This is a genomic window from Halovenus aranensis (genome assembly GCF_900100385.1).
GTDB lineage: Archaea > Halobacteriota > Halobacteria > Halobacteriales > Haloarculaceae > Halovenus > Halovenus aranensis.
The window spans coordinates 168,643-187,365 of record NZ_FNFC01000002.1; the positions used below are offsets into that span (position 1 = coordinate 168,643).

Here is an 18,723-nt window from a genome sequence, read left to right on the forward strand (position 1 = left end):
TCAGCTGATCAGTAGGACTACGAACTGAATCTTGGGAAATTACTATATTAAAATATATTGGTTCTGGTACGCGAGATGGAGGGCGCGTATCTCGCACAGTCAGGGTGCGACACCGACAGTCAGCAACGTCCCCCACGTCCGGTACCGATCAATCATTGCTGCACGCGTCTCCCACTCTTCGGTTGGAAACTCACTTTCGGGCGGGATGTCGATATCTTCATCCGGGATTGTGTCCTGTGTGGCGACGGACAGCCCGCTCTTGCGGAACAACGTTCGATACTCCTGTTGACTCCACAGATACATCGGAAGATCGATGCGCTCTCGCCATCGGTGTGATTGTTCGGATTCTTCAAAGAAGTTCACCGCACAAAAGAAAGTTCCACCAGGTCGGAGGACACGCCGGATTTCTTCAAGCATCTCAAGCGGTTCACTGGCGAAAAAGAACGCCTCCATACTCCAGATGTGGTCAATACTATCGTCGGCTATCGGAAGGTGATGAAAATCCCCAACTGTGTAGCTGATATTGTTCGCATCAGTGTACTCACGTGCGTTTGTTACCATTTCCGGACTCACGTCAAGGCCAATCCCCTGACCAATATGGCGTGTCTCGTTGAGTGCGCGGAGCACATACCCTGAGCCAGTGCCGAGATCAAGAATCGTATCGCCCTGTTCAATGGGGATCCGAGCAAGCGCACGTTTTGCTGTGTGCCAGTGGGTCTCTTCCATCTCACGGTCTCGTCCGGATGCTGCCCACTGGTCGAATTCACTCCGGATGTGCATTAGTTGGGAGTACCTACGCAGGCAACAAAGGAACATCGGTTGATAACTATCTCTCAATACGCTCTCGCTGCTGTGGTTCTCTTCAGCAAGTACTGTCTGCTGACTTTACGCTCTACATTTTGCGCGCCTGTGCTGACATCTCTCGGATAGGTCACTCTACCTCATTCAAGATAGAACGCGCGTATCGGTCACTCCGGCTGATATGGGTTGGTTGCAGTGTCGAGGCGGTAGATGTCTTCGGCGGCGTCGAAATCGTCGTCGAACGCGTAGAGGTAGCCGAGCCCCTCTGCTTGCATGTATGCGACGATGCACGCGTCGACGAATGAAAACGGGGCGTGTTGGCGAAAGAGTGCCTTGGCTGTGGCGAACTCGTCGGTCGTCAATGAGTCGACGTGGAACCGTGTGTTCTCCTCGACTCGGTCGAGAAAGTCCGTCGCGGCGTCGTGACCGGCGTGTGTCGTGAGCCCGTTCAACGTCTCAGCGAGGACGAAATCGATGACGACCGCTTCGGGGAGTGTTGCGTTGTCGACTCCCTGTAGGATAGGGAGGGCGTCGTCGTGGGCACTGTCCTGTTGGTACGCTGCAGCGAAGAGGACAGTCGTATCAACGAGCGCCCGCGGCATCTATTCGACGCCCCAGACATCGTGGTCAGTGGTGACCTCTGTCGTCTGGTCACCGTCGTAGCCGTCGAAGTCACGGAACGTGCCGCGACGCTGCTGGACGACCTCGACGCGGAGCGTTCCGTTGTCTTCGATCTGCCATCGGAGTTTGTCGCCGTCGTTGATATCGAGCTTCTGGCGGATGTGAACGGGGATATTCGCCTGATTGCCCGACACTTTGCTCTCGGAATCAACGCCCTCACTACTCATAGGTGGCTATAGGAGGTGAGACCTGATAAACGCTAGTGTGCTCTCACACTATTTGGTCCGCGTGATGGATAGACAGTGCAACTAATCAGTTGATTCGTCCAATTCACGGTGAAACCAACCCACGAGAATGATTATCTAACACGCTATCGATAACAGTTGTTGCAAATACGATTTCTTTATTCAGTCTGCGGCGTGATTTTTTCGTGCCGATTCTCCCGTCTCACATGAGTTATCTCACCCGGTGACCTTCGTCTTTTCCTCTGATTTCTGACACTGATTCGAGCGGGGTTCGACGGGCTTCACTCGGAGCTCTCCGAAGCCGTACTTCGAGTGACTCCCGACCCGGAGGATGACGCTCTTCGTGGTCTCCACCGGACGGTCGCCCTCGTAGAGGACCACCTGCCCGTGGTCCACCGTCTGGAGTTTGTACACCTCGCGTTGCTCCAGCACCTTCTCCTCGCGTTCACGGAGATCGCGGCGATCCTCCTTCCACCACCACGGCACGTCCTGGTCGTGAGCGTTCGGGTACTCCGACTCCAGCACGAACGGCGTCACGAGTTCGAGGATGAACGCCTCGCCGTCTTCGAGACGCGAGTAGTCCAACGCCTCCAGGTCTACGACCTGCGTGTCTTTCAGCCCCGTGATGCCGTAGCCGTAGTTGCGCTTCCCGCCGAACTGGAGGCCATCTAGGTCGCTCTCGTTGAGCGGGAGGACGTCGTCGTGGTCGGCGTGCAGGTACACGTTGATGTACCACTTCGTCGTCTGCTGTTGCTTCCGCGCGTCGTCGGGCTTCCCCATGATGGTCTCGTGGGACAGCGCCGGATGGCCGCTCTGGACGCGGATGTCGTGGGTGTTTAGTGCGTCTCGCGGCCGGGAATCGAGGAGCCACGAGTGGGACGCCTGCCGCATCAGAAACAGGTCGTCGTAGGACTCCACGTCCGGAAGGCCGCTTCCGAGGTACGGCCGGATGCCGCTCTGCGAGTGCTCCTCGGGGAACGTCCCGAACTGGCCGGGGACGAAGACGCCGTGACTCGCGTTCAGGTGGCGGTGGACGTCGTGCGGGAGTTGCTGACCGAGCGCGTGCATGATGGCGTTCCCGCTCACGTAGTAGGGGTGGCCGATGTAGTCCATCTCCAGCTCCCACTGGACTTGCTGGATGCGCGTCATCGGTCGAACGCCTCCCGGAAGTCCTCGATGTACTGGAGCGCGGTAGACCACGCGCCGATCCGGCGGAGGTTCGCGTCCAGCACCATGTCGTACTTGTCGTGAGCGGCGTCGAGCGGGTGTTGCGGAACATCCGATCAGTCAGCGTTGAAGAGATTGCTGAGTGGCTGAAAAGTGGTGAGATCAACGAAGAGCGGTTCACCCTCGGTAGCGCAAAGCTTTAGATCTGTAGTAGGCATACTACATAACACGAATGAGTCTGAAACAGACGGACGATGAAGATCTGGACGAGCAGATCGACCGGATCATCGAAGAAGACCGGGAGATCTTCGACGCGCTCGACAGCTGAGTTTCTCTGCAGTTGTGCGGTATTTTCGGCGTAGTGCTCAGAGCCCGGACTCTCACCGAAGTCACGGTTTATCACATAAACCGTGAATTGCTGAATACAGATGCGAACTGACTGGTGAAGAAACTACCAGGTGAAAATAATATTTTGCTGGCATGCAAGATGGAGGGCGCGAATCTTGCACGGCTATCTGCCAGGTTCAGGGGTCCGAATCGATATTACCAGTGCGGTCAGCTATCGCGTTGACACACATCTTTACTTCAGGAACCGAATTGAAAGACGAGCTGCAACGCTTGTGGGAGGGGAACGCTAATTCCGATCTGTGTCCACATCGTGACTGTTGAGGGGTACTCACGTGTTGTTCGCACCTGTTCTAGACGGTGCTGGATTTCTTCCAGACCCTCATCACCTGCGAGATTTGAATTGTGAATATCGTATGGATAATCAAGCATCCCGCGAATCTGTTTCCCGGTTTTGTCGGTTTCCCGTTCTTTCTTGTCTGACATAATGGTGTGTACTCGGTACATTGAATAGCCGATTGAAACGATTCCAACCAGCCACAGTGCTGTGAACATGACCCCGAGGCGGTTCACCACGTTCAGTGATTAAATGCCTGCCGAACACGCTCGTCTTCGGCCTCTTGGTCAAGATACCAGGAACGTCGGTCGTCGTCTTTGTGGATGCGCATGAGTGTCTGTCGCGTCACGTTCGGCGTCTCTGCCGCAGCTGACCGATAGCTCTCTCCGTTCTCGATTGATCCGAGCGCGTCGGCAATGTCGTGAAAGCCAGCTTCGCCGTCATCGTAGTCGGGGGAAAAGTTCGGTCGAAGATAACCCTCAACGGTAATGAAGCCAGCCGGAACCTGTCCGACCCACTTCCCTTCGTCTTTCGCCCGTGCGATGCCAGCCTCGGTGCGCCGAATCAATGAGCGACGTTCTTCAGCGGCAACTGCCGCGATGACATCTGCGACCATACGGCCATGACCGTCGGGCTCGACCTTCCGGACGCTCCCGTTGGTGACATTGATTGTGACTTCGTTGTCTTCACAGGCGTCGAAAAATCGCTGGGCGAGAAACCCTTTCCGGGCGATGCGCGAAATTTCCCACACGACGACGTGCGAGTACTGCCCGGCTTCAATAGAGTCGATGAGTGCGTGGAACTCGTCGCGGTCCTCGCTGGCCCCGCTGGCCTGCTCGGCGTAGACATCAACGTCGCCGAGACGGAGGTCGTGGTCAGCGAGCCAGTCGGTGATTGCATCGCGTTGGTGTTTCTCTTCCTGGTCGGCAGTCGACCGTCGGATGTACACCGCAAAATCGTCCGATTTGGACATGGTCTGATTACATCCCGCTACAATATAAAGAATGTTCCTCGCGTACAGTCTGTACGCGAACGCACGTTCGCACACAGGACAAATTAAGTATTGCCCTCCTCTATCTAATAAATATATATTATGTCTTTGACAATAACACCGACTAACATGCAAGATAGAAGGCGCGTGTCTTGCACTCATCACCTTCTGATTACAGTGAATCAAATCGGTCAGTAGAGAAGTGCTACTTGCTTCGTTTCCTGGGCTCTAACCCGTATTCTTCTGGGTTGTACTCACCGAGAACGAGTACAGACAGTATCAATGTTCCAGACACAACTAGAGAAACCCAGAACATATCTAAACTGAGTGGGCCAACGGTCCTCAAAGTACTGCCTGGGCTAGAAAATATGATCGTCATTGTTGCCCCACACACTCCGAGAATGGGGAGTCGGTAATGGTGAATTGTCGTTAATATTCGAAGCATGTTTCAACGATTTCTGCAATTCCTAGTGCTAATATTGTTTGCGAATGATTGATCCAGGGCAAATAGTGACCGGTGAGGTGTGCTTCTTGCCAGATATTCATCAGAAGTGCTGTGCAAGATAGAAGGCGCGAGTCTTGCACGCAATCAGATCCCAATTTTGGCATCTTGAGCACTTCAACATCGGAAGGACACATCTCACTTTGCTCAAACTGGATTGGCTGCGGCTTTCCGCCAGTTGTGATAGGTTTATTTGGAATATCACATTAACCGACGTGGAAAATCTGCCATACTCAGCTGTTAGAGGCGCGTACCACTGTTAGACTTATATACCTAACGACACTTTACTACTGGGCACCTACCTGAATGTGGAGGCACGAAAAAGTGAACTTCAATCGTCGAACGGTGTTTGGAGCAGTCGGCGTCATCGCACTCACTCTGTTCGTCATTGCCGGCAGCGGCCTGGCAATCGCGCAGGACTCGGGGTCTACCCCAGTGGATGACGGCGATGGTGATGACTCGATTGCAGAAAGTAACGTCTCACTCTCCGAGGAGGAGGCGATTGATATCGCAACCGCCGAGGCTGACGGAGACGTTGAGGAAGTCGAACTCGAAAGCGAAGACGGCACACCCGTCTACGAGGTCGAATTCGTGACAGCAGATGGCTCGGAAACCGAAGCGGCTGTCCACGCGAACGACGGGACGGTCCTCGAAACGGAGGCAGAAGACGAGGAGGATGAGATGGAAGAAGACGACGAGATGGAAGAAGACGACGAGATGGAAGAAGACGACGAGTCCGTTGCGCCCGGTAACGTCTCACTCTCCGAGGAGGAAGCGATTGATATCGCAACCGCCGAGGCTGACGGAGACGTCGAGGAAGTCGAACTCGAAAGCGAAGACGGCACACCCGTCTACGAGGTTGAGTTCGTGACAGCAGATGGCTCGGAAACCGAAGTGGCTGTCCACGCGAACGACGGGACGGTGCTGGAGACCCAGACTGAAGACGAGGAAACTGGCGAGTAAAAGCAAATTCAGTCCCCTGCTCGATCAACACGCCCTATCGACCCACCAACCATTTAGTCGCATTCAACATACTCTGAAATCCGATGACAGAAATTGAACTGTTCGAACCGGATACGCTCATCCGGACGCTCACGCTATTAATTACCTTGGTGGTGTTTTTTATCACAGCACTTGCGTACTATCGTACCCGAGTGAGTCGCGTTCTAATACTCGCGCTGCTCGCTGCGCTGCTCGCTACCGACCTCCTTCTGGAAGTCGGTGACGAATTTCTCGAAGAGGGCATCCCCTACTTCGAGTTGCTCACGAGTCTGTTCGCGCTCGGGATTTCACTCCTGTTGTTGGCGACGGTAGTGTGGCGCTTCGAGCGGGAGCCATCATGACGCTTCAAACACACTGAGTCGGCTCATATGAACGGAACTGAGGGCACACACGATGGGTAGACGCAACTCGCACGACAACGAGGAAGATGTTCTGGAGTTGGAGACACGCAAAGAAATCTTCGAGTACGTGCAGGCAAATCCGGGGGCCCACTTCAGCCAACTCAAGCGCGACCTCGACATGGAGACGGGGCTCGTACAGCATCACCTATCCACCCTCGAAGACTACGACGTGCTTACCAGCGAAGATCACCAGGGCAAACGCCGACTGTTCGTCGCCGAGGAACTTACCGAGGAGGAGCGGGCAATCCTCTCCTCACTTCGGTACGAGACGACACGTCACATTCTGCTGTTTTTAGTAGAGGAGTCAACGGCCCGGAACGGAGCGATCGCCGAGGAACTCGGTGTGTCACCGCCGACGGTGTCCTGGCACGTCTCACGCCTCGTCGAAAACGGAATTGTATCCGAGGTAGAGGATGGCCGAACCACCTACTATACTGTCGCTGATGAAGACCTCACCATGCAACTCCTGGTGCGATATCAGGAAAGCTTCGTTGACAGAGCTGTCGATAACGTGCTTGATTTCTGGGGCTGAGCGATCAAAATGAGCAATAGGGAATCGGACAGAACAGCGCCCAATCTTCAGTTCTCTCGGCGCAATATACACCCTCTGAATCTTGCACGGGTTTTCTGATGGAATTCAGATAGATCGCAATCCAGAGCGATACATCCAGCCCCTAGACTGAGCGCTACAGAAACAATCAGGTGAATGTGATATTTGACCTAGTATGCAAGATAGAAGGCGCGAGTCTTGCACCACAAGTCAGTCCGTTCTCCCTTCTATGTCTGAAATTGGTCACTCAGGGTCGTCGTTCCACTTGATGTAGTACGCGAACTGTTCTGATTGACGCGGTCTAGTTCGCTCAATTCTCAACGGGCTGGCACCTGTCGAGACGAGCGCACCCCGGATGCTTCCCTTGGTAATATCGGGCGGGTAGGGGAACGCATCGGTTACACCGAGCCGCGCCTCGCGTGATCCCTCTTTTTCGAGTGTATACCGGCCGATGGGGTACTGCTCGGCGGGGTCGTCAAACCAGTCCTCTGGGAGTTCTGCGAGGCGTTGAAGGGCCGCGTAGCTGGTCTCACACTCCGATTGTGTCGACGCTTCTCTGGCCATGACTGCGCCAGCTGATGCGACTGGCTTCGAGCCGAACTCTCGGGCGATCTCGCTGATAGAACCGACTACCGCCTCCGCTGGATAGGTTTCTGTTTGCTCCAACGTGGTGATGCCGCGGTCGGCCAGCAGGTGTCGTATCTTCCGCCCAAATAGCGGGGAAACCCGGTCGGCACTCCACACCACCCCCATCACAGCGACTCCGTGAATCTGTGTTTCGTTGTTCATGTCTCGTGTAACCTGGTTCGACTCTCGTTGGCTCCCTCTCGCTGGTCGGTTACGCCGGCGTCAGGTATTGAGTGGCAGCACGTTAGCGCTGAACATGAATATACTTGATTGATCAAGCGGGGTCTTCGATGCTGGGGTCACCACGACAGTCGAAACGCCCGTCGTTCCGGGTTCTTTTGTGCGTCTGTTGGTTGGGTTTCGACTTCTTTGCCTCGAACGACTCCATTTGTAATCGTTGAGGTTAGGCCTTCGGTGCTGCCCTGTGCGATGCCAGTGTGGTACGGGAAGTCCTCGGTAACCCCCATCCGGCACGTTGTGGCATCGATTCGTTCGTATGTGTACCCGCCAATCGACCGACCAGACTGGGCGTCGACGTTCCGATACGAGTCGTAGTGGAGGGTATCGTATTGCGATAGCATATCGTGTGGCGAACTCACGTCGTCTGGAAGTGGAACATCCTGGCCCATGCTTCGGCCAATCTCGAATGTGGTACCGTCTCCTGCTTTGGATGCGATTTCTTGGACGGCCTTGAAGAATGGTCTCGCGGGATACCAGTCGTCTGTTTGAACGTCTTCGATACCATTCTCTGACAGAATATTACTCATTTTCTTTTTGAACACTGGGGACACAGCAGACATAGACTCGATTGTGCTATTAATATACAGTCCCGTGATTTTGATGTTATCCCGGTACTTCGAGGTGTCGACCTCTCGAATCATGTTCCATAATTACTCAGAGAGGGAGTAACCGATTCTGCATTAATTCTAAAACAACCGCAAAACCTGAATATCCATGCCACCCGTACATAATCAAACTCAGAGCTGAGTTCATAAGTATGTCACAGAGTAGCTGCTGACGCTGTTGCGTGGCACCAGTTGTTCGAAACCTTCTACGGAGTACTATGCGACTCGTCAACGCTACTCGGCCTTCGGCCTGCGTTGCTCCTTGGGGAAGAGGGCTTACCGCCTGCAATCAGCTAATCTGGTGAAACGGCACAAGTGTGATATTGTTACTAATTGTCGTGCAAGATGCATCGCGCGAGTCTTGCAGACTCATATCTCTTGAGTTTTCTGGGACCTGGATGTTGTGACTGGATCTGACATATGATGTTTCCAACATCCGCTGAACGGAGCGGTGCAGGAACTACCCGTTATTACCACTCAATCTCATAGGCGCACATTTCATCAGGATTTGCATTAACCTCCGATATGACGACCGCCGCCGCCGACCCGCTTGTCGTTGATTCAACAATTCCCTTAATTGATCCCTTCGCGATCTCTTCCGGGTACGGGAACTTACTAGTAACACCCATTCGTACGGAGTTCTCTCCTGTCTCTTCGTATTTATACCCTCCAGCAGGGCGCTCTTCGCTCGCGTTTCGATATGCGGCTTGTTGTGCTTCGTCGGCGATTGCTAGCGCGTCTTTTGGTCCGTCAACCTCCTCTGGCTGCGGCACGTCCCGACCCATCTGAGTACCAGCTTCTAAAATAGTTTTACTTCCGATGTCTTCTGAAGCTCGGTTGACGGCTTCAACAAAATGTTCTGCCGAGTACCAACCGTCTGCCTCTGGATCTTTAATGCCATGCTCTTCCAGCAGTTCTCGAATTTTTCGTTCAAATACTGGCGACACTTCACCAGCACTCTCAGCCATACTTACAATGTACCGTCCTGTAACTTCCGCTTGCGAATCCATACATACGTGTGACAGTCTCATCAAGTTGAAATGGATGCTTACATATGTAAGTGAATATCAATTCAATCGTTATCACTTCCAATCAACCTCTGTCGAATCAGACGCCGCTGGCCCCGGCGCAGCCGTTCTGAAACGGCTTGGCGAGAAATCCCGAGTTCATCACCAATTTCTGCCAGTGTGCGCTTGCGAGGTATATCGAAGTACCCCGTTTCTAGTGCTTTGACAAGTGCTTCGCATTGCTCAACAGTCAGGGTATTTCTCTCATTCCAGTCTGGGGCACCCGGCCTGTCGACTGTGTTAATATTCAACTCAACGCCAAGCTCGGTACAGAGTTCCTCAAAAACGGTGAACCGAGAACGATCAGGAAATGTGTAGTGAACAAGCCAGCCGTCATTGTCAGGTTCTCGCGCTGCGTATGAGACAGTGGCCCCGTTCTCAACAAGACCACGGTACAGTTGGATGTCTCGTGCATCTTGAGCGTACTCAATAGAGTATCGCTCTCGTCCGTCAATTGTCACAAGATGCTCATACTCAGCGACCGTCGGGTCCTCGTCTAAGCACGACTCAAAGCGCTCTCGATTTCTGGTGTCCGCCCAGACAATTGCTCGCAGCGGAACTTGTTTGGAAGCATCCAGATTATCCACTGTCAACTTCGCCTCTGAGAGTTCCTCCACCGTGTCAGCAAGGAAATACGAACCTGTCAGTATCTCAGCGCGCATAATATACTATCTGTCATCACGTTACAAAATAGTACCACCATTGATTGGCAGGGCGGCTCATGCTGACTTTACGCTCTATATCTTGCACTGGTTCACCGACCAAAACACAGACAGATACCGCTGTTTCGATATGTTCAGTAAGAACCGTTCAGGATATCTATCTTATAGAAGCATATTCCTCTTTTGGCTCAGGGTCAATAACTGCTGAATATCGAGTAGGTTCGGAACCCTCGCCACCTTCTTTCTTCAACCAGCCCATATCGTGCATTGTTTCGAGCGTATCTCGTGCCGTACGCTCGCTTATCTCTAGGCCGTTCGTGAGGTCTGTCGGGTGAACACTGTCCTTCGAGAGTGCAACATTCCAGATTTTATCTCGCATTGTGTACGTCGCCATGTTGAAGATATATTCAAGACAATGCTAAATAACCTTGGTCTAAATCTGTCGATAACACGGGCAAGAATACCTGAATACAGGTTTAGAATATATATTCAACACAAACAATCTCCACAACCGCCGTTGTATTTTTGCGCCGCCGGCAGGCGGCGTGCCCTTAGGCACACGCCCTAAGGGGGTATTCCCGCCGAGCGGGAACGACCGCCGCATCCGGGTAGAGTGAGCGCCGTGATAACGCCGACAGCCGAGCCGTCTAATCCAACCGTATTTGGAGGGTATCAGTGGATTACGAAATATTAGTTGTACAAAACCGACCGAAGAATAGTGTTGCCACTACCGAGGGCCGCGCTACCGGAGAGTCTTCAGGGGGGCGCAGTAGTGCTCGCCTCTCGCGAGATCGACCTCAACCAGCAGTTCGTCGACGTCGACGCGCTGGCGGTTATCGGAAATCCAGGCGTGATACAGGTAATCGAGCGCCTCCTGGAGCGTCGGCTGGGGTGCGCCCTTATATTCGGACATGAGCGTATCGATGCGGACCTTCCCGCGGTCGGTCTCGCCTTCGGGCGGGATGAACTCCGCGCCGTACTCGGCGAGCCACCGGGAGACCGCCGAGTTCGCCGACTGGTTCACTTCGATGTCAAACAGCTTCGCCGCCCGGTCCGCAGCGCTCTCAATCGCGTGCTCGGCGGACTGGACGATGCCGCGAATCTCCTCGGCGATCTTCTGGGAGACGAACCGGACGTGACCCTCGCGGTTCTCCAGGACACCGTCGAGACGCTGGAGTGCCCGGTAAATCGTCGACAGCGAGTATCCCGAACTCTCTGCGAGGTCGTCGACAGGCTGGCCGCCGTCCGTCGCGACCGTTTCGACGATCTCCGTGTCCGAGACGTTCATATCCCGGAGAACCGTCATCAGAAGGTGATCCTGCTCCGCCTCCAAGCGCGGGAGCGGGTCCTCGTTCAGCGGAACTGCCTCGGCGCGAGGCCGAACCCCGAAATGGTCGTCAGCGACGAATACCGTGTTTCCACCACCGCCAGAGCCCGAGCTGCCATCGTTGTTTGCCGCATCGCCGATATCGACTGGAATGTCCGCCCAGTGGAGGACGTTGATGACCGTCTCGTCGATCTCGTCCAGGAGCTCGTCGCGCTTGCACCACCGAAGGCTCGTCGAGCTATTCAGACTCTTTCGGAACAGAACGCCGAGCTTCGGATGATATAGTGCGTCCTCAGGGTCGAAGTTGTCTGGGTTCTCGGGAAGATAACTCTTCAACTGTTTTCCGTAGGAGTGGTGGGGGACAAGCTTGCTGGCACTCGCTGAGTGAAACTCCATCCGGGTATTGTAGCCGACCTCTTTCTCGTTGTCCCACTTGTACTCCCCCTTCGTTCCCTTCTGATTGGAGAGAAGCATCGTCATGCGGTCGAAGAGCCCGCCCTGCTGGATGAGCTTCCGGTTCCACTCGCGCGTGATGCGTACGTACCGTTCGAGTTCCTCGATACGGCCGCCCTGTGGTTCACGGAAGTACTGGTGGTCGAACGATGTCCCAGCAGCTTCAGCAATCTCCTGAAGCGCTCGTGGGAGCAGAGTCGGAATCTCATCGAGCCCGAGATTCGACGCCTGGAACTGAACCGTGATGCCTTCGCGAGCGTCCAGATGGTCGAACGCAACAGAAATCCCATCGCCGGTCTCGTAATGCTGCATCTCCGGGAAGCGTGGAGAGATGTTGAAATGGCACTTCCGCTCGCCGTCGCCCTGAAGATGCAACTCGAACTCGTACAGACGCTCCTCGACGTCGTCGTGTGGCCGGGGTGCGAAGCCGCTTTTCGAATAGTTCAGCGAGATGTCGAAGTGCTCGCCATCGAGAACAGTCTGGATATCGGCGTAGCCATCGAACTCGTTGATGAGGAGACTACCCACCGTCCAGTAGGGGTCGAGCCCGTTGTACCGGTGGATTGTCTCCGGATGATAGTAGAGATGGCCCTTCGCCTCGTGAGTGGCTGGTTTGATCTGGGGCATCTCTACTCACCACCTGTGTCGCATGGCGAGGATTCTCGGCCGCCGTCAGTCTGAACCAAAGTGGTCTGAGCATCGTCCTCAAGGAGACGCTCGGGTTCCTCGACAGTCACGCCGACCCGCTTCTGAGCGAGCGCGACGTAGTCCGGATTCAGGTCGATCCCGATGAACCGCCGGCCGAGGTCCTTAGCGACCATGCAGGTCGTACCAGCGCCGGCGAACGGATCGAGGACGATGCCGGCGTCGGTCTCGTCGGTGTCGCAGTCACAAGCCTGCGACCAGCCCGCGGTCTCGTGGGCGGTCAGGGTGATCTCTCGGAAGTATCCGCCGAGGACCTCCTTCGCCTCTCGGGCGAGTACCTCGGCGTCTTCGCCCGCCTTCCCGAGTCCGACTTGGTGAACCTCAGTGTACCCCGCGTCGTTGAATCCGACCCGGCGAACCGCCTCTAAGTGCTCTTCGGTCAGGTCAGACTTGTCGAAGCGGTCAAGTGCCTTCTTAAGCTGCTCGCGCTCTATCTCCGACCGGTCTCGCTCCCAGACGGGAACTTCCTCGACGTCACGCTCGTATGGAGTCCCGCACGCAGCGCACACTGTGGGTGGGCACGAGGACTTGATCGGCGCCTCGCACAGCTCCGGCGGGTAGACCGCGAAGTGGGCCTCGGGGAACGCCTTCACCGGGATCTCGAACACGTCGCCCGGATTCTTCCCGTTGGGGTGCAGCGCGTCCTCGGGCTCGGTACCGATATACTCGTCATCCTGATTTTGCTCGTTCGGGTAGGCGTCGGCGGCCGTGCCTGAGGTGTTGTAGTCGTAGCGTCCGCGCCGCTCCAGGGAGGACTCCTTATGCGGCTCGCGAACCGCGTCCAGGTCGAACCAGTAGTCCGGTTCCGGCGTCAGGTGGAAGACGAACTCCTTGTGCTCGTGAAGTCGGTCTTTGACCGGGTGCGGCATCGGGTTCGGTTTCACCCACGGGCAGTCCGCCCGGACGATCCAGCCGGCATCCTCGAGGGCGATAGCGACGCGATGGGGGACAAGCATCTTCGACTTCCGGCGTAGTGCTCCGCTTCGTGCCGGGGTCTTGCCGGGGTAAGCATCCCGGCTGCGGTGGTTCGCCTCGTCGTCCTTCGATTGTGCGCCCCAGGACCCAGCGAACGAATCGCCGAGATTAAGCCACCAACTCCCATCCTCGCGAAGAACGCGCCGCAACTCACTGGCGACGTCGAGGAGTTCGCTGATGTACTCATCGAGAGAGTCTTCGAGTCCGATTTGACCGTCGACGCCGTAGTTCCGGAGCCCGAAGTACGGCGGCGAAGTCATCGCCATGTGGACCGACGACTCTGGCATCTCGGCGAGGGTTTCCGCGGCGTCTCCCTGGTGGATGTCACTGGCCCAGGATTCATCAAAGGCGTCTGTGTCCTCACTTGCCATCGGGCTCACCTCCGTCAGTCCGCGCACGCATTCGGTTCAGTTTCTGATGCGCGCTCAGGTTCTCCTCCTCGTCCTCGCTGTCTCCTCGCTCATCCTCGTAGAACGACGGCGGACGCCGTGGGCCGAACTGAAGCCGCTCTGGCCGCTCGCCTATCTCCTGAAGCGTGTCCTCGCGTTCTTCGAGTGCGCGGATAATGCCGGTCCTTGTAGGACGGTCGAGCGCCCGCTCGACAGCAATCCAGCCACGGATAACCTCGATACGGTCGATTCCTCGAATCCGAGCCATCGCCAGCTGCCGCTTGTCGCTGTCTTGGATGAGGTCGTGATCGAGGAACCGGGCGGGGTCCTCACCAAAGTCCCTCCGGAGCCGGGCGAACTCTTCGCGGTCGTGCCCAGCCGCGTGCTGCGAACTACTCGGCACGGTTGCTCACCTCCGATTCCCTGAGAATCGTCGTCCAGGTGAGCTTCGCAACCTCTCGTCGCCCGTTGTCGTACCAGCTCCCAGCCAGCAGGTCGTTGACGACGGCCGCGGGCACGACGATCTGCGCGAGAATTGGCGTCTCCGGTCGAGGTGCGTAGACGGTGAACCAGTAGACGCCCGTGTTCTCCGTCAGCTGCTCGTGGGCCTCACGCTTGATGTACCACCGACCCGACACCGTTCCGTCGCCGTTCTGGACTTCGGGCAGGCAGCCTTTGATCTCGACTGGCGTGTCAGTCTCGACAACACAGATGCTCCCGAAGGGACGCTCTTCGGTCGGCGTGAGTGCGGTCGTGGTGACGGCGTCGTGCCACGCTGCTTCGCGGTCGCCCACCGTCGCGAGACCCTCTTCGCCGTCGATGACAACACTCTCGACAGAGCTACCAGTCCGCTTCGGGTGCATCGGGTTCTGTGGGACTCTGGTTCCGCCGTCGGCGATGACCTCTTTCGAGCCGTCCTCGTGTGAGGCCGCCTGGTCGAGCCGATCTCCCCAGAGGTCCTGGAGGTGCTCTGTCTCGCACTCTCGTCGGACATCTGTGGGTTCGGACGGGCCAGGGTGAAGTGAGTGAGGCCAGCCGGTGCCGTTGACGAGTGCTTCCGGACAGTGGCCGTTGTTGTGCTCGACAGCGGCGGTCTGACAGACGAGAACTTCGTCGGACCGTGGATGCACGTAGCGAACTCGCAGCGTGCGGTGGTTTCGGAGTGCAACAGAGACTGCGAGCAGGCGCGGGCCGGTCCGATGTTGCCGATGGTAGGCGTCAGGATGATCGAGCCAGGAGGGCGGGACGGGCTGGTACTCGTCGCCGTCGTGCTCGACGGGCCACGGCGTCACGGCCGACACCTCCGTTGAGCAGCCGCTATGCGAGACGCTGAAACGTTGAAAACAGCCGCGTCAGGCGCGGACGTTAAATAATTCGGCTGAGTCCGGGCGCGGGAATTGAACCCACGTCTTGGCCACCACAAGGCCAAAGGATACCACTACCCCAGCCCGGACACGCACTCGTTGGTTACCGAGTAGGATAAATATACGTTACGGACTGGTACCGGTGCTGGCAGGTGATATCGCCTCCCACGGCGGCTCAGGACTCGTCAGTGTCGATTGTAACGCGGTCGCGTTCGAGCGCGAGCCGAAACGTCGGCACAGTCGTCCGGACACGCTCGACGATGCCCTTGTCGACGAGAGTGTGTAATGCAGACCGCACCTCGTCGACGTCAGTGTCGAGTTCCCCTTCGACGTCGTGGAGCGTGGCGACGACGCTCTGGGGTTCTGTGTCGGGCGCTGGAAGGACTGCGACAATCGATGCCTGGAGGGGTGTTCCTCGGACAGAACGGTCGTCGGCGGGCTCCTCGCCGTCGATGAGGCCGACCGCCTCCGGCGTTGCACAGATGAGACTGTCCTCGTTCCGGTAGTAGTAGTCCCCGAGTTCGGATTCGAGGTAGCTGTGGACCTCGCTGCCACTTTCCATCCCCCAGCGCTCCTGTAGGTCGGCGTTTTTTGTGGGCTGTAGCTCGACGATATCCGCCAGCCGCTCGCGTGCCTCCTCCTCCGAGAGTGTCATATGTCTGCTCGTACTACAACCAGAGTTATCCCCATTATGAATTCTCTTGGGCGGCCCCGAGCATGTCTGTCACGTTCTCCCAGTGACTCCCTTTCCAGAAGTGCTGCCCACAGGCGGTACACCGCCAGATGTCCTCTGTCTGTGGGTCGGGTGCGTACTCTGGCGTCGGCTCGTCGCCGCCGACACGCTCGACGATACCGTTACAGGCGCTACAGCGCTCGGGCGTCTCGGGCAGTGACAGGTCGAAGCCGGCCTCTCCAAGCGTCGAGAGCATCGTCTCGGTGTCCCGTGACTCGAGCAAGAGCGCATCGTGTGTCTGTGCGGCGAGGTCGGCGTCCCGCGTCAGCAGGGTTCGATTCTCATCTTCGGCGACAGCGCGAATCTCGTCGTCGGTTTCGAGGTCCTCGTCAAGTACGTATACGGTGTCGTATCCACACATCCGCAGATACGTCGTGAGCCGACCGAACATCGCGTCAGTCACCACGCCAGTCATGAGAGGAACGAGCGCACCTCAGCGATGGGCCACGCGTTCAATACGTCGTCTGGCTCGGCCCATCCCCGCCTGGCGACGTGGACGCCGTAGCGAGCGAAGTCGTAACTCGACGGACGGTGTGCGTCCGTGTTGACGGCGACGGTCGCCCCCTGCTCGACGGCGCGTTGAACGAGGCGGCCGGCGAGGTCCAGACGGTTCGGGTTCGCGTTGATTTCGAGGGCAGTCCCGTGCTCGGCCGCGACGGCGCCGAGTCGCTCGATGTCTACGTCCATCCCCTCGCGTTGATTGAGCTGTCGGCCGGTCGGGTGACCGATAATGTCGACTTCCGGGTGACGAGCGGCCGCCGCGAGCCTGTCGGTGCCGTCGCCATCGAGGTCAGCGTGTGGCGAGGCGACAATCAGGTCCAGTTCAGCGAGTACGTCGTCGCCGACAGAGATGGCGCCGTCGGCGTCGATGTTCGCCTCGATACCGGCCAGCACGTCGATATCGGCCTCGTCTTCGGCCGCACGAATCTCGGCACGCTGGTCGCGTATCTCCGCGTCGCTGAGGCCGACTCCGCCGACCATCCCCGGACCGGTCGCGTGGTCGGTGAGACAGACGTACTCGTGGCCGAAGTCCGCCGCGGCCGCGACCATCTCCGCGACGGTGTTGTCGCCGTCGGACCACTCAGTGTGGGTGTGGAGGTCGCCGCGCAAGTCTTCGGGTTCGACAAGTGCGGGCAACTCCTCGCCTGCGGCCGCTGCGACCTCACCCCGGTCCTCGCGCAACTCTGGCGGGACCCACGCCATCGAGACGGCTTCGTACATCTCCGTCTCGGTCTCACCGCCCACCCGCTCGCCGGCCCGCTGGTGTTCCTGTCTGTCGTCGGCCAGGGCGGAGACATCGAAGACGCCGTACTCGTTTATTTTCAGTCCGCGGTCGAGTGCACGATTGCGAACGGCCACGTTGTGGTCTTTGCTCCCGGTGAAATACTGCAACGCAGCGCCGAACTCCTCGGGGGCAACGACACGAACGTCGACACGGACCGCACCCACCCGGATGCTCGCTTTCGTCGAGCCGGCTTCGATGACGGCACTCGCGTCGGGATAGTCCGTGAAGGCGTCGATGACGGCCTCGGGGTTGTCGCTGCCGACGAGTACGTCCACGTCGCCGATAGTCGGCTTCCAGCGTCGAATCGACCCCGCAAGCTCGCAGCGAGAGACTGCGTCGTGGTCTGCGAGATACGTACGGACGCGCTCGCCTCGTGGCCGTGCCTCGCCGAGTAGCTGACGCTCGTGGGCCTCGCGAGCGAACGGGATGCCGTCGAGAATATTTTGCTCGGTCTTCTCGCCGAACCCGCGCAGGTCCTGAATCTCGCCGGCCTCGGCTGTGGCTTCGAGGTCGTCGAGGGTCTGGACGCCCAGTTCCTCGTATAGCTGGCCAACTGTCCGCGGGCCGACGCCTTCGACTCGGGTCAGGGCGTCTATCTCGACGGGAAGCTCGGCTCGTAGCTCCTCTAATTCGGCGATTTCACCGGTCTCCAGGTACTCGACGACCTTCGAGGAGATGGCGTCACCGACATCGTCGATTTCCGCGACCGCATCGGTTCCCTCGGCAGCCAGCGCCTCGATGTCGACGGTATGGTCGCGGATGCTCTCGGCGGCACGCTCGTAGGCCCGTGGCTTGTAGTCGACGCCTTGGGCGTCGAGTCGCATGGCAAACTCTTCGAGCAGGGCGGCGACCTCGTCGTTTCGCGTCATCGCCCTTGCCCCCGTCCGACCCCGTGTGTCGAGTCGCTGTCCTGGCCGAGTGCCTTCTGGAGGAACTTCATCCATCGCTTGCGGTCTGCGACCGCCTGCGCGCTGGCCTCCTGTTCGAGGTCGACTGGTCCGAGCTGTTCCAGAGCGTTCAGCGCCCTGTCGATGCCGATGATTGCCTCGGCCAACTCCTCGCCGTCCTCGTAGCTGATATTTTCCTCCTCGATACGCTGTTTACGCTCTAGACGCTCGCGCCGGAGGTTCTTTTTTGCCTGCTCGACGCGCTGTCGCTCGCCCGAGGGCACGGTGTCGCGCTGTCGAATCTCGAAGACGAACGCCTGCAAATCGAGTTCCTCTCCCTGTATGGTGATGGCGTCGGGAATGTCGACTCCGACTGTCGCACCCTCGCGTTCGACGCGCTCGAGTAACTGCTTGCGCTGGAACTCTTTCACACGACCGTATA

At 57.4% G+C, this 18,723-nt stretch carries 22 protein-coding genes and 1 tRNA gene; 3 read left to right on the top strand and 20 right to left on the bottom strand.

The window, feature by feature from the left end:
• Positions 1–99: 99 nt before the first annotated feature.
• The 6 genes from BLR34_RS02715 to BLR34_RS02740 form a co-directional block, all read right to left on the bottom strand.
• Entirely contained in the window at positions 100–780 is a 681-nt protein-coding gene (locus BLR34_RS02715) for a class I SAM-dependent methyltransferase (protein WP_092699181.1), read from the bottom strand.
• A 188-nt stretch (positions 781–968) separates the two neighbouring features.
• Positions 969–1,403, bottom strand: a complete 435-nt coding sequence (locus BLR34_RS02720) for a PIN domain-containing protein (protein ID WP_092699183.1) — start codon at positions 1,401–1,403, stop codon at positions 969–971.
• Positions 1,404–1,649, bottom strand: a complete 246-nt coding sequence (locus BLR34_RS02725) for an AbrB/MazE/SpoVT family DNA-binding domain-containing protein (RefSeq protein ID WP_092699185.1) — start codon at positions 1,647–1,649, stop codon at positions 1,404–1,406.
• A gap of 234 nt (positions 1,650–1,883) precedes the next feature.
• Positions 1,884–2,816, bottom strand: a complete 933-nt coding sequence (locus BLR34_RS02730) for a hypothetical protein (RefSeq protein ID WP_092699187.1) — start codon at positions 2,814–2,816, stop codon at positions 1,884–1,886.
• 603 nt (positions 2,817–3,419) lie between these two features.
• Positions 3,420–3,734: a hypothetical protein gene (locus tag BLR34_RS02735; RefSeq protein ID WP_176765216.1), complete on the bottom strand. Its 315-nt coding sequence runs from the start codon at positions 3,732–3,734 to the stop codon at positions 3,420–3,422.
• Between the two features lie 23 nt (positions 3,735–3,757).
• A complete protein-coding gene (locus tag BLR34_RS02740; protein ID WP_092699191.1) occupies positions 3,758–4,489 on the bottom strand; it encodes a recombinase family protein in 732 nt (243 codons plus the stop codon).
• An 844-nt stretch (positions 4,490–5,333) separates the two neighbouring features.
• Between BLR34_RS02740 and BLR34_RS02745 the strand changes: the two genes are divergently transcribed.
• From BLR34_RS02745 to BLR34_RS02755, 3 genes are all read left to right on the top strand, one after another.
• Positions 5,334–5,972: a PepSY domain-containing protein gene (locus tag BLR34_RS02745; protein ID WP_176765217.1), complete on the top strand. Its 639-nt coding sequence runs from the start codon at positions 5,334–5,336 to the stop codon at positions 5,970–5,972.
• Between the two features lie 83 nt (positions 5,973–6,055).
• Complete coding sequence (locus BLR34_RS02750; RefSeq protein WP_092699195.1) at positions 6,056–6,352, top strand: hypothetical protein; 297 nt, start codon at positions 6,056–6,058, stop codon at positions 6,350–6,352.
• A gap of 52 nt (positions 6,353–6,404) precedes the next feature.
• A complete protein-coding gene (locus tag BLR34_RS02755; protein ID WP_092699197.1) occupies positions 6,405–6,944 on the top strand; it encodes a winged helix-turn-helix transcriptional regulator in 540 nt (179 codons plus the stop codon).
• A gap of 261 nt (positions 6,945–7,205) precedes the next feature.
• Here BLR34_RS02755 and BLR34_RS02760 read toward each other — a convergent pair whose 3' ends face one another.
• From BLR34_RS02760 to BLR34_RS02820, 14 genes are all read right to left on the bottom strand, one after another.
• Positions 7,206–7,751, bottom strand: a complete 546-nt coding sequence (locus BLR34_RS02760) for a hypothetical protein (protein WP_092699199.1) — start codon at positions 7,749–7,751, stop codon at positions 7,206–7,208.
• A gap of 137 nt (positions 7,752–7,888) precedes the next feature.
• Positions 7,889–8,356 carry a hypothetical protein gene (locus BLR34_RS02765; RefSeq protein WP_143414116.1) on the bottom strand — a complete coding sequence of 156 codons (468 nt, stop codon included), beginning with the start codon at positions 8,354–8,356 and terminating at the stop codon, positions 7,889–7,891.
• Positions 8,357–8,904: 548 nt separating this feature from the next.
• Positions 8,905–9,444, bottom strand: a complete 540-nt coding sequence (locus tag BLR34_RS16585; RefSeq protein ID WP_176765218.1) for a hypothetical protein — start codon at positions 9,442–9,444, stop codon at positions 8,905–8,907.
• 62 nt (positions 9,445–9,506) lie between these two features.
• Complete coding sequence (locus tag BLR34_RS02775) at positions 9,507–10,163, bottom strand: helix-turn-helix domain-containing protein (protein WP_092699205.1); 657 nt, start codon at positions 10,161–10,163, stop codon at positions 9,507–9,509.
• A gap of 157 nt (positions 10,164–10,320) precedes the next feature.
• The gene (locus tag BLR34_RS16590) at positions 10,321–10,557 is read right to left on the bottom strand and encodes a hypothetical protein (protein WP_143414118.1); all 237 of its coding nucleotides are present in this window, start codon (positions 10,555–10,557) and stop codon (positions 10,321–10,323) included.
• 348 nt (positions 10,558–10,905) lie between these two features.
• Positions 10,906–12,570: a DUF7845 domain-containing protein gene (locus tag BLR34_RS02780; RefSeq protein WP_092699207.1), complete on the bottom strand. Its 1,665-nt coding sequence runs from the start codon at positions 12,568–12,570 to the stop codon at positions 10,906–10,908.
• 2 nt (positions 12,571–12,572) lie between these two features.
• The gene (locus BLR34_RS02785; RefSeq protein ID WP_092699209.1) at positions 12,573–13,994 is read right to left on the bottom strand and encodes a DNA-methyltransferase; all 1,422 of its coding nucleotides are present in this window, start codon (positions 13,992–13,994) and stop codon (positions 12,573–12,575) included.
• The gene (locus BLR34_RS02790) at positions 13,984–14,415 is read right to left on the bottom strand and encodes a DUF8129 domain-containing protein (protein WP_092699211.1); all 432 of its coding nucleotides are present in this window, start codon (positions 14,413–14,415) and stop codon (positions 13,984–13,986) included. The genes BLR34_RS02785 and BLR34_RS02790 overlap by 11 nt, the downstream gene beginning before the upstream one ends.
• Positions 14,405–15,304 carry a PD-(D/E)XK family putative nuclease gene (locus BLR34_RS17340; RefSeq protein ID WP_245683169.1) on the bottom strand — a complete coding sequence of 300 codons (900 nt, stop codon included), beginning with the start codon at positions 15,302–15,304 and terminating at the stop codon, positions 14,405–14,407. The genes BLR34_RS02790 and BLR34_RS17340 overlap by 11 nt, the downstream gene beginning before the upstream one ends.
• Before the next feature lie 90 nt (positions 15,305–15,394).
• Positions 15,395–15,465, bottom strand: a tRNA-His gene (locus BLR34_RS02800).
• Positions 15,466–15,551: 86 nt separating this feature from the next.
• Entirely contained in the window at positions 15,552–16,031 is a 480-nt protein-coding gene (locus BLR34_RS02805) for a DUF5797 family protein (RefSeq protein ID WP_092699213.1), read from the bottom strand.
• A gap of 34 nt (positions 16,032–16,065) precedes the next feature.
• Complete coding sequence (locus tag BLR34_RS02810; protein ID WP_092699215.1) at positions 16,066–16,524, bottom strand: Mut7-C RNAse domain-containing protein; 459 nt, start codon at positions 16,522–16,524, stop codon at positions 16,066–16,068.
• A complete protein-coding gene (polX, locus tag BLR34_RS02815; RefSeq protein WP_092699217.1) occupies positions 16,521–18,263 on the bottom strand; it encodes a DNA polymerase/3'-5' exonuclease PolX in 1,743 nt (580 codons plus the stop codon). Before polX ends, BLR34_RS02810 begins: the two co-directional genes overlap by 4 nt.
• Complete coding sequence (locus BLR34_RS02820) at positions 18,260–18,712, bottom strand: DUF5788 family protein (protein ID WP_092699219.1); 453 nt, start codon at positions 18,710–18,712, stop codon at positions 18,260–18,262. Before BLR34_RS02820 ends, polX begins: the two co-directional genes overlap by 4 nt.
• Positions 18,713–18,723: the final 11 nt, after the last annotated feature.

What these genes read in the sequence shown, in the direction of transcription:
- BLR34_RS02735 (WP_176765216.1), bottom strand. Translation starts at nt 3,734, where the DNA reads ATGTTCACAGCACTGTGGCTGGTTGGAATCGTTTCAATCGGCTATTCA.
- BLR34_RS02775 (WP_092699205.1), bottom strand. Translation starts at nt 10,163, where the DNA reads ATGCGCGCTGAGATACTGACAGGTTCGTATTTCCTTGCTGACACGGTG.
- BLR34_RS02810 (WP_092699215.1), bottom strand. Translation starts at nt 16,524, where the DNA reads ATGACTGGCGTGGTGACTGACGCGATGTTCGGTCGGCTCACGACGTAT.
- BLR34_RS02725 (WP_092699185.1), bottom strand. Translation starts at nt 1,649, where the DNA reads ATGAGTAGTGAGGGCGTTGATTCCGAGAGCAAAGTGTCGGGCAATCAG.
- BLR34_RS02720 (WP_092699183.1), bottom strand. Translation starts at nt 1,403, where the DNA reads ATGCCGCGGGCGCTCGTTGATACGACTGTCCTCTTCGCTGCAGCGTAC.
- BLR34_RS02740 (WP_092699191.1), bottom strand. Translation starts at nt 4,489, where the DNA reads ATGTCCAAATCGGACGATTTTGCGGTGTACATCCGACGGTCGACTGCC.
- BLR34_RS16590 (WP_143414118.1), bottom strand. Translation starts at nt 10,557, where the DNA reads ATGGCGACGTACACAATGCGAGATAAAATCTGGAATGTTGCACTCTCG.
- BLR34_RS02750 (WP_092699195.1), top strand. Translation starts at nt 6,056, where the DNA reads ATGACAGAAATTGAACTGTTCGAACCGGATACGCTCATCCGGACGCTC.
- BLR34_RS02780 (WP_092699207.1), bottom strand. Translation starts at nt 12,570, where the DNA reads ATGCCCCAGATCAAACCAGCCACTCACGAGGCGAAGGGCCATCTCTAC.
- BLR34_RS02760 (WP_092699199.1), bottom strand. Translation starts at nt 7,751, where the DNA reads ATGAACAACGAAACACAGATTCACGGAGTCGCTGTGATGGGGGTGGTG.
- BLR34_RS02715 (WP_092699181.1), bottom strand. Translation starts at nt 780, where the DNA reads ATGCACATCCGGAGTGAATTCGACCAGTGGGCAGCATCCGGACGAGAC.
- BLR34_RS02755 (WP_092699197.1), top strand. Translation starts at nt 6,405, where the DNA reads ATGGGTAGACGCAACTCGCACGACAACGAGGAAGATGTTCTGGAGTTG.
- BLR34_RS02765 (WP_143414116.1), bottom strand. Translation starts at nt 8,356, where the DNA reads ATGAGTAATATTCTGTCAGAGAATGGTATCGAAGACGTTCAAACAGAC.
- BLR34_RS02785 (WP_092699209.1), bottom strand. Translation starts at nt 13,994, where the DNA reads ATGGCAAGTGAGGACACAGACGCCTTTGATGAATCCTGGGCCAGTGAC.
- BLR34_RS02730 (WP_092699187.1), bottom strand. Translation starts at nt 2,816, where the DNA reads ATGACGCGCATCCAGCAAGTCCAGTGGGAGCTGGAGATGGACTACATC.
- polX (WP_092699217.1), bottom strand. Translation starts at nt 18,263, where the DNA reads ATGACGCGAAACGACGAGGTCGCCGCCCTGCTCGAAGAGTTTGCCATG.
- BLR34_RS02805 (WP_092699213.1), bottom strand. Translation starts at nt 16,031, where the DNA reads ATGACACTCTCGGAGGAGGAGGCACGCGAGCGGCTGGCGGATATCGTC.
- BLR34_RS16585 (WP_176765218.1), bottom strand. Translation starts at nt 9,444, where the DNA reads ATGGATTCGCAAGCGGAAGTTACAGGACGGTACATTGTAAGTATGGCT.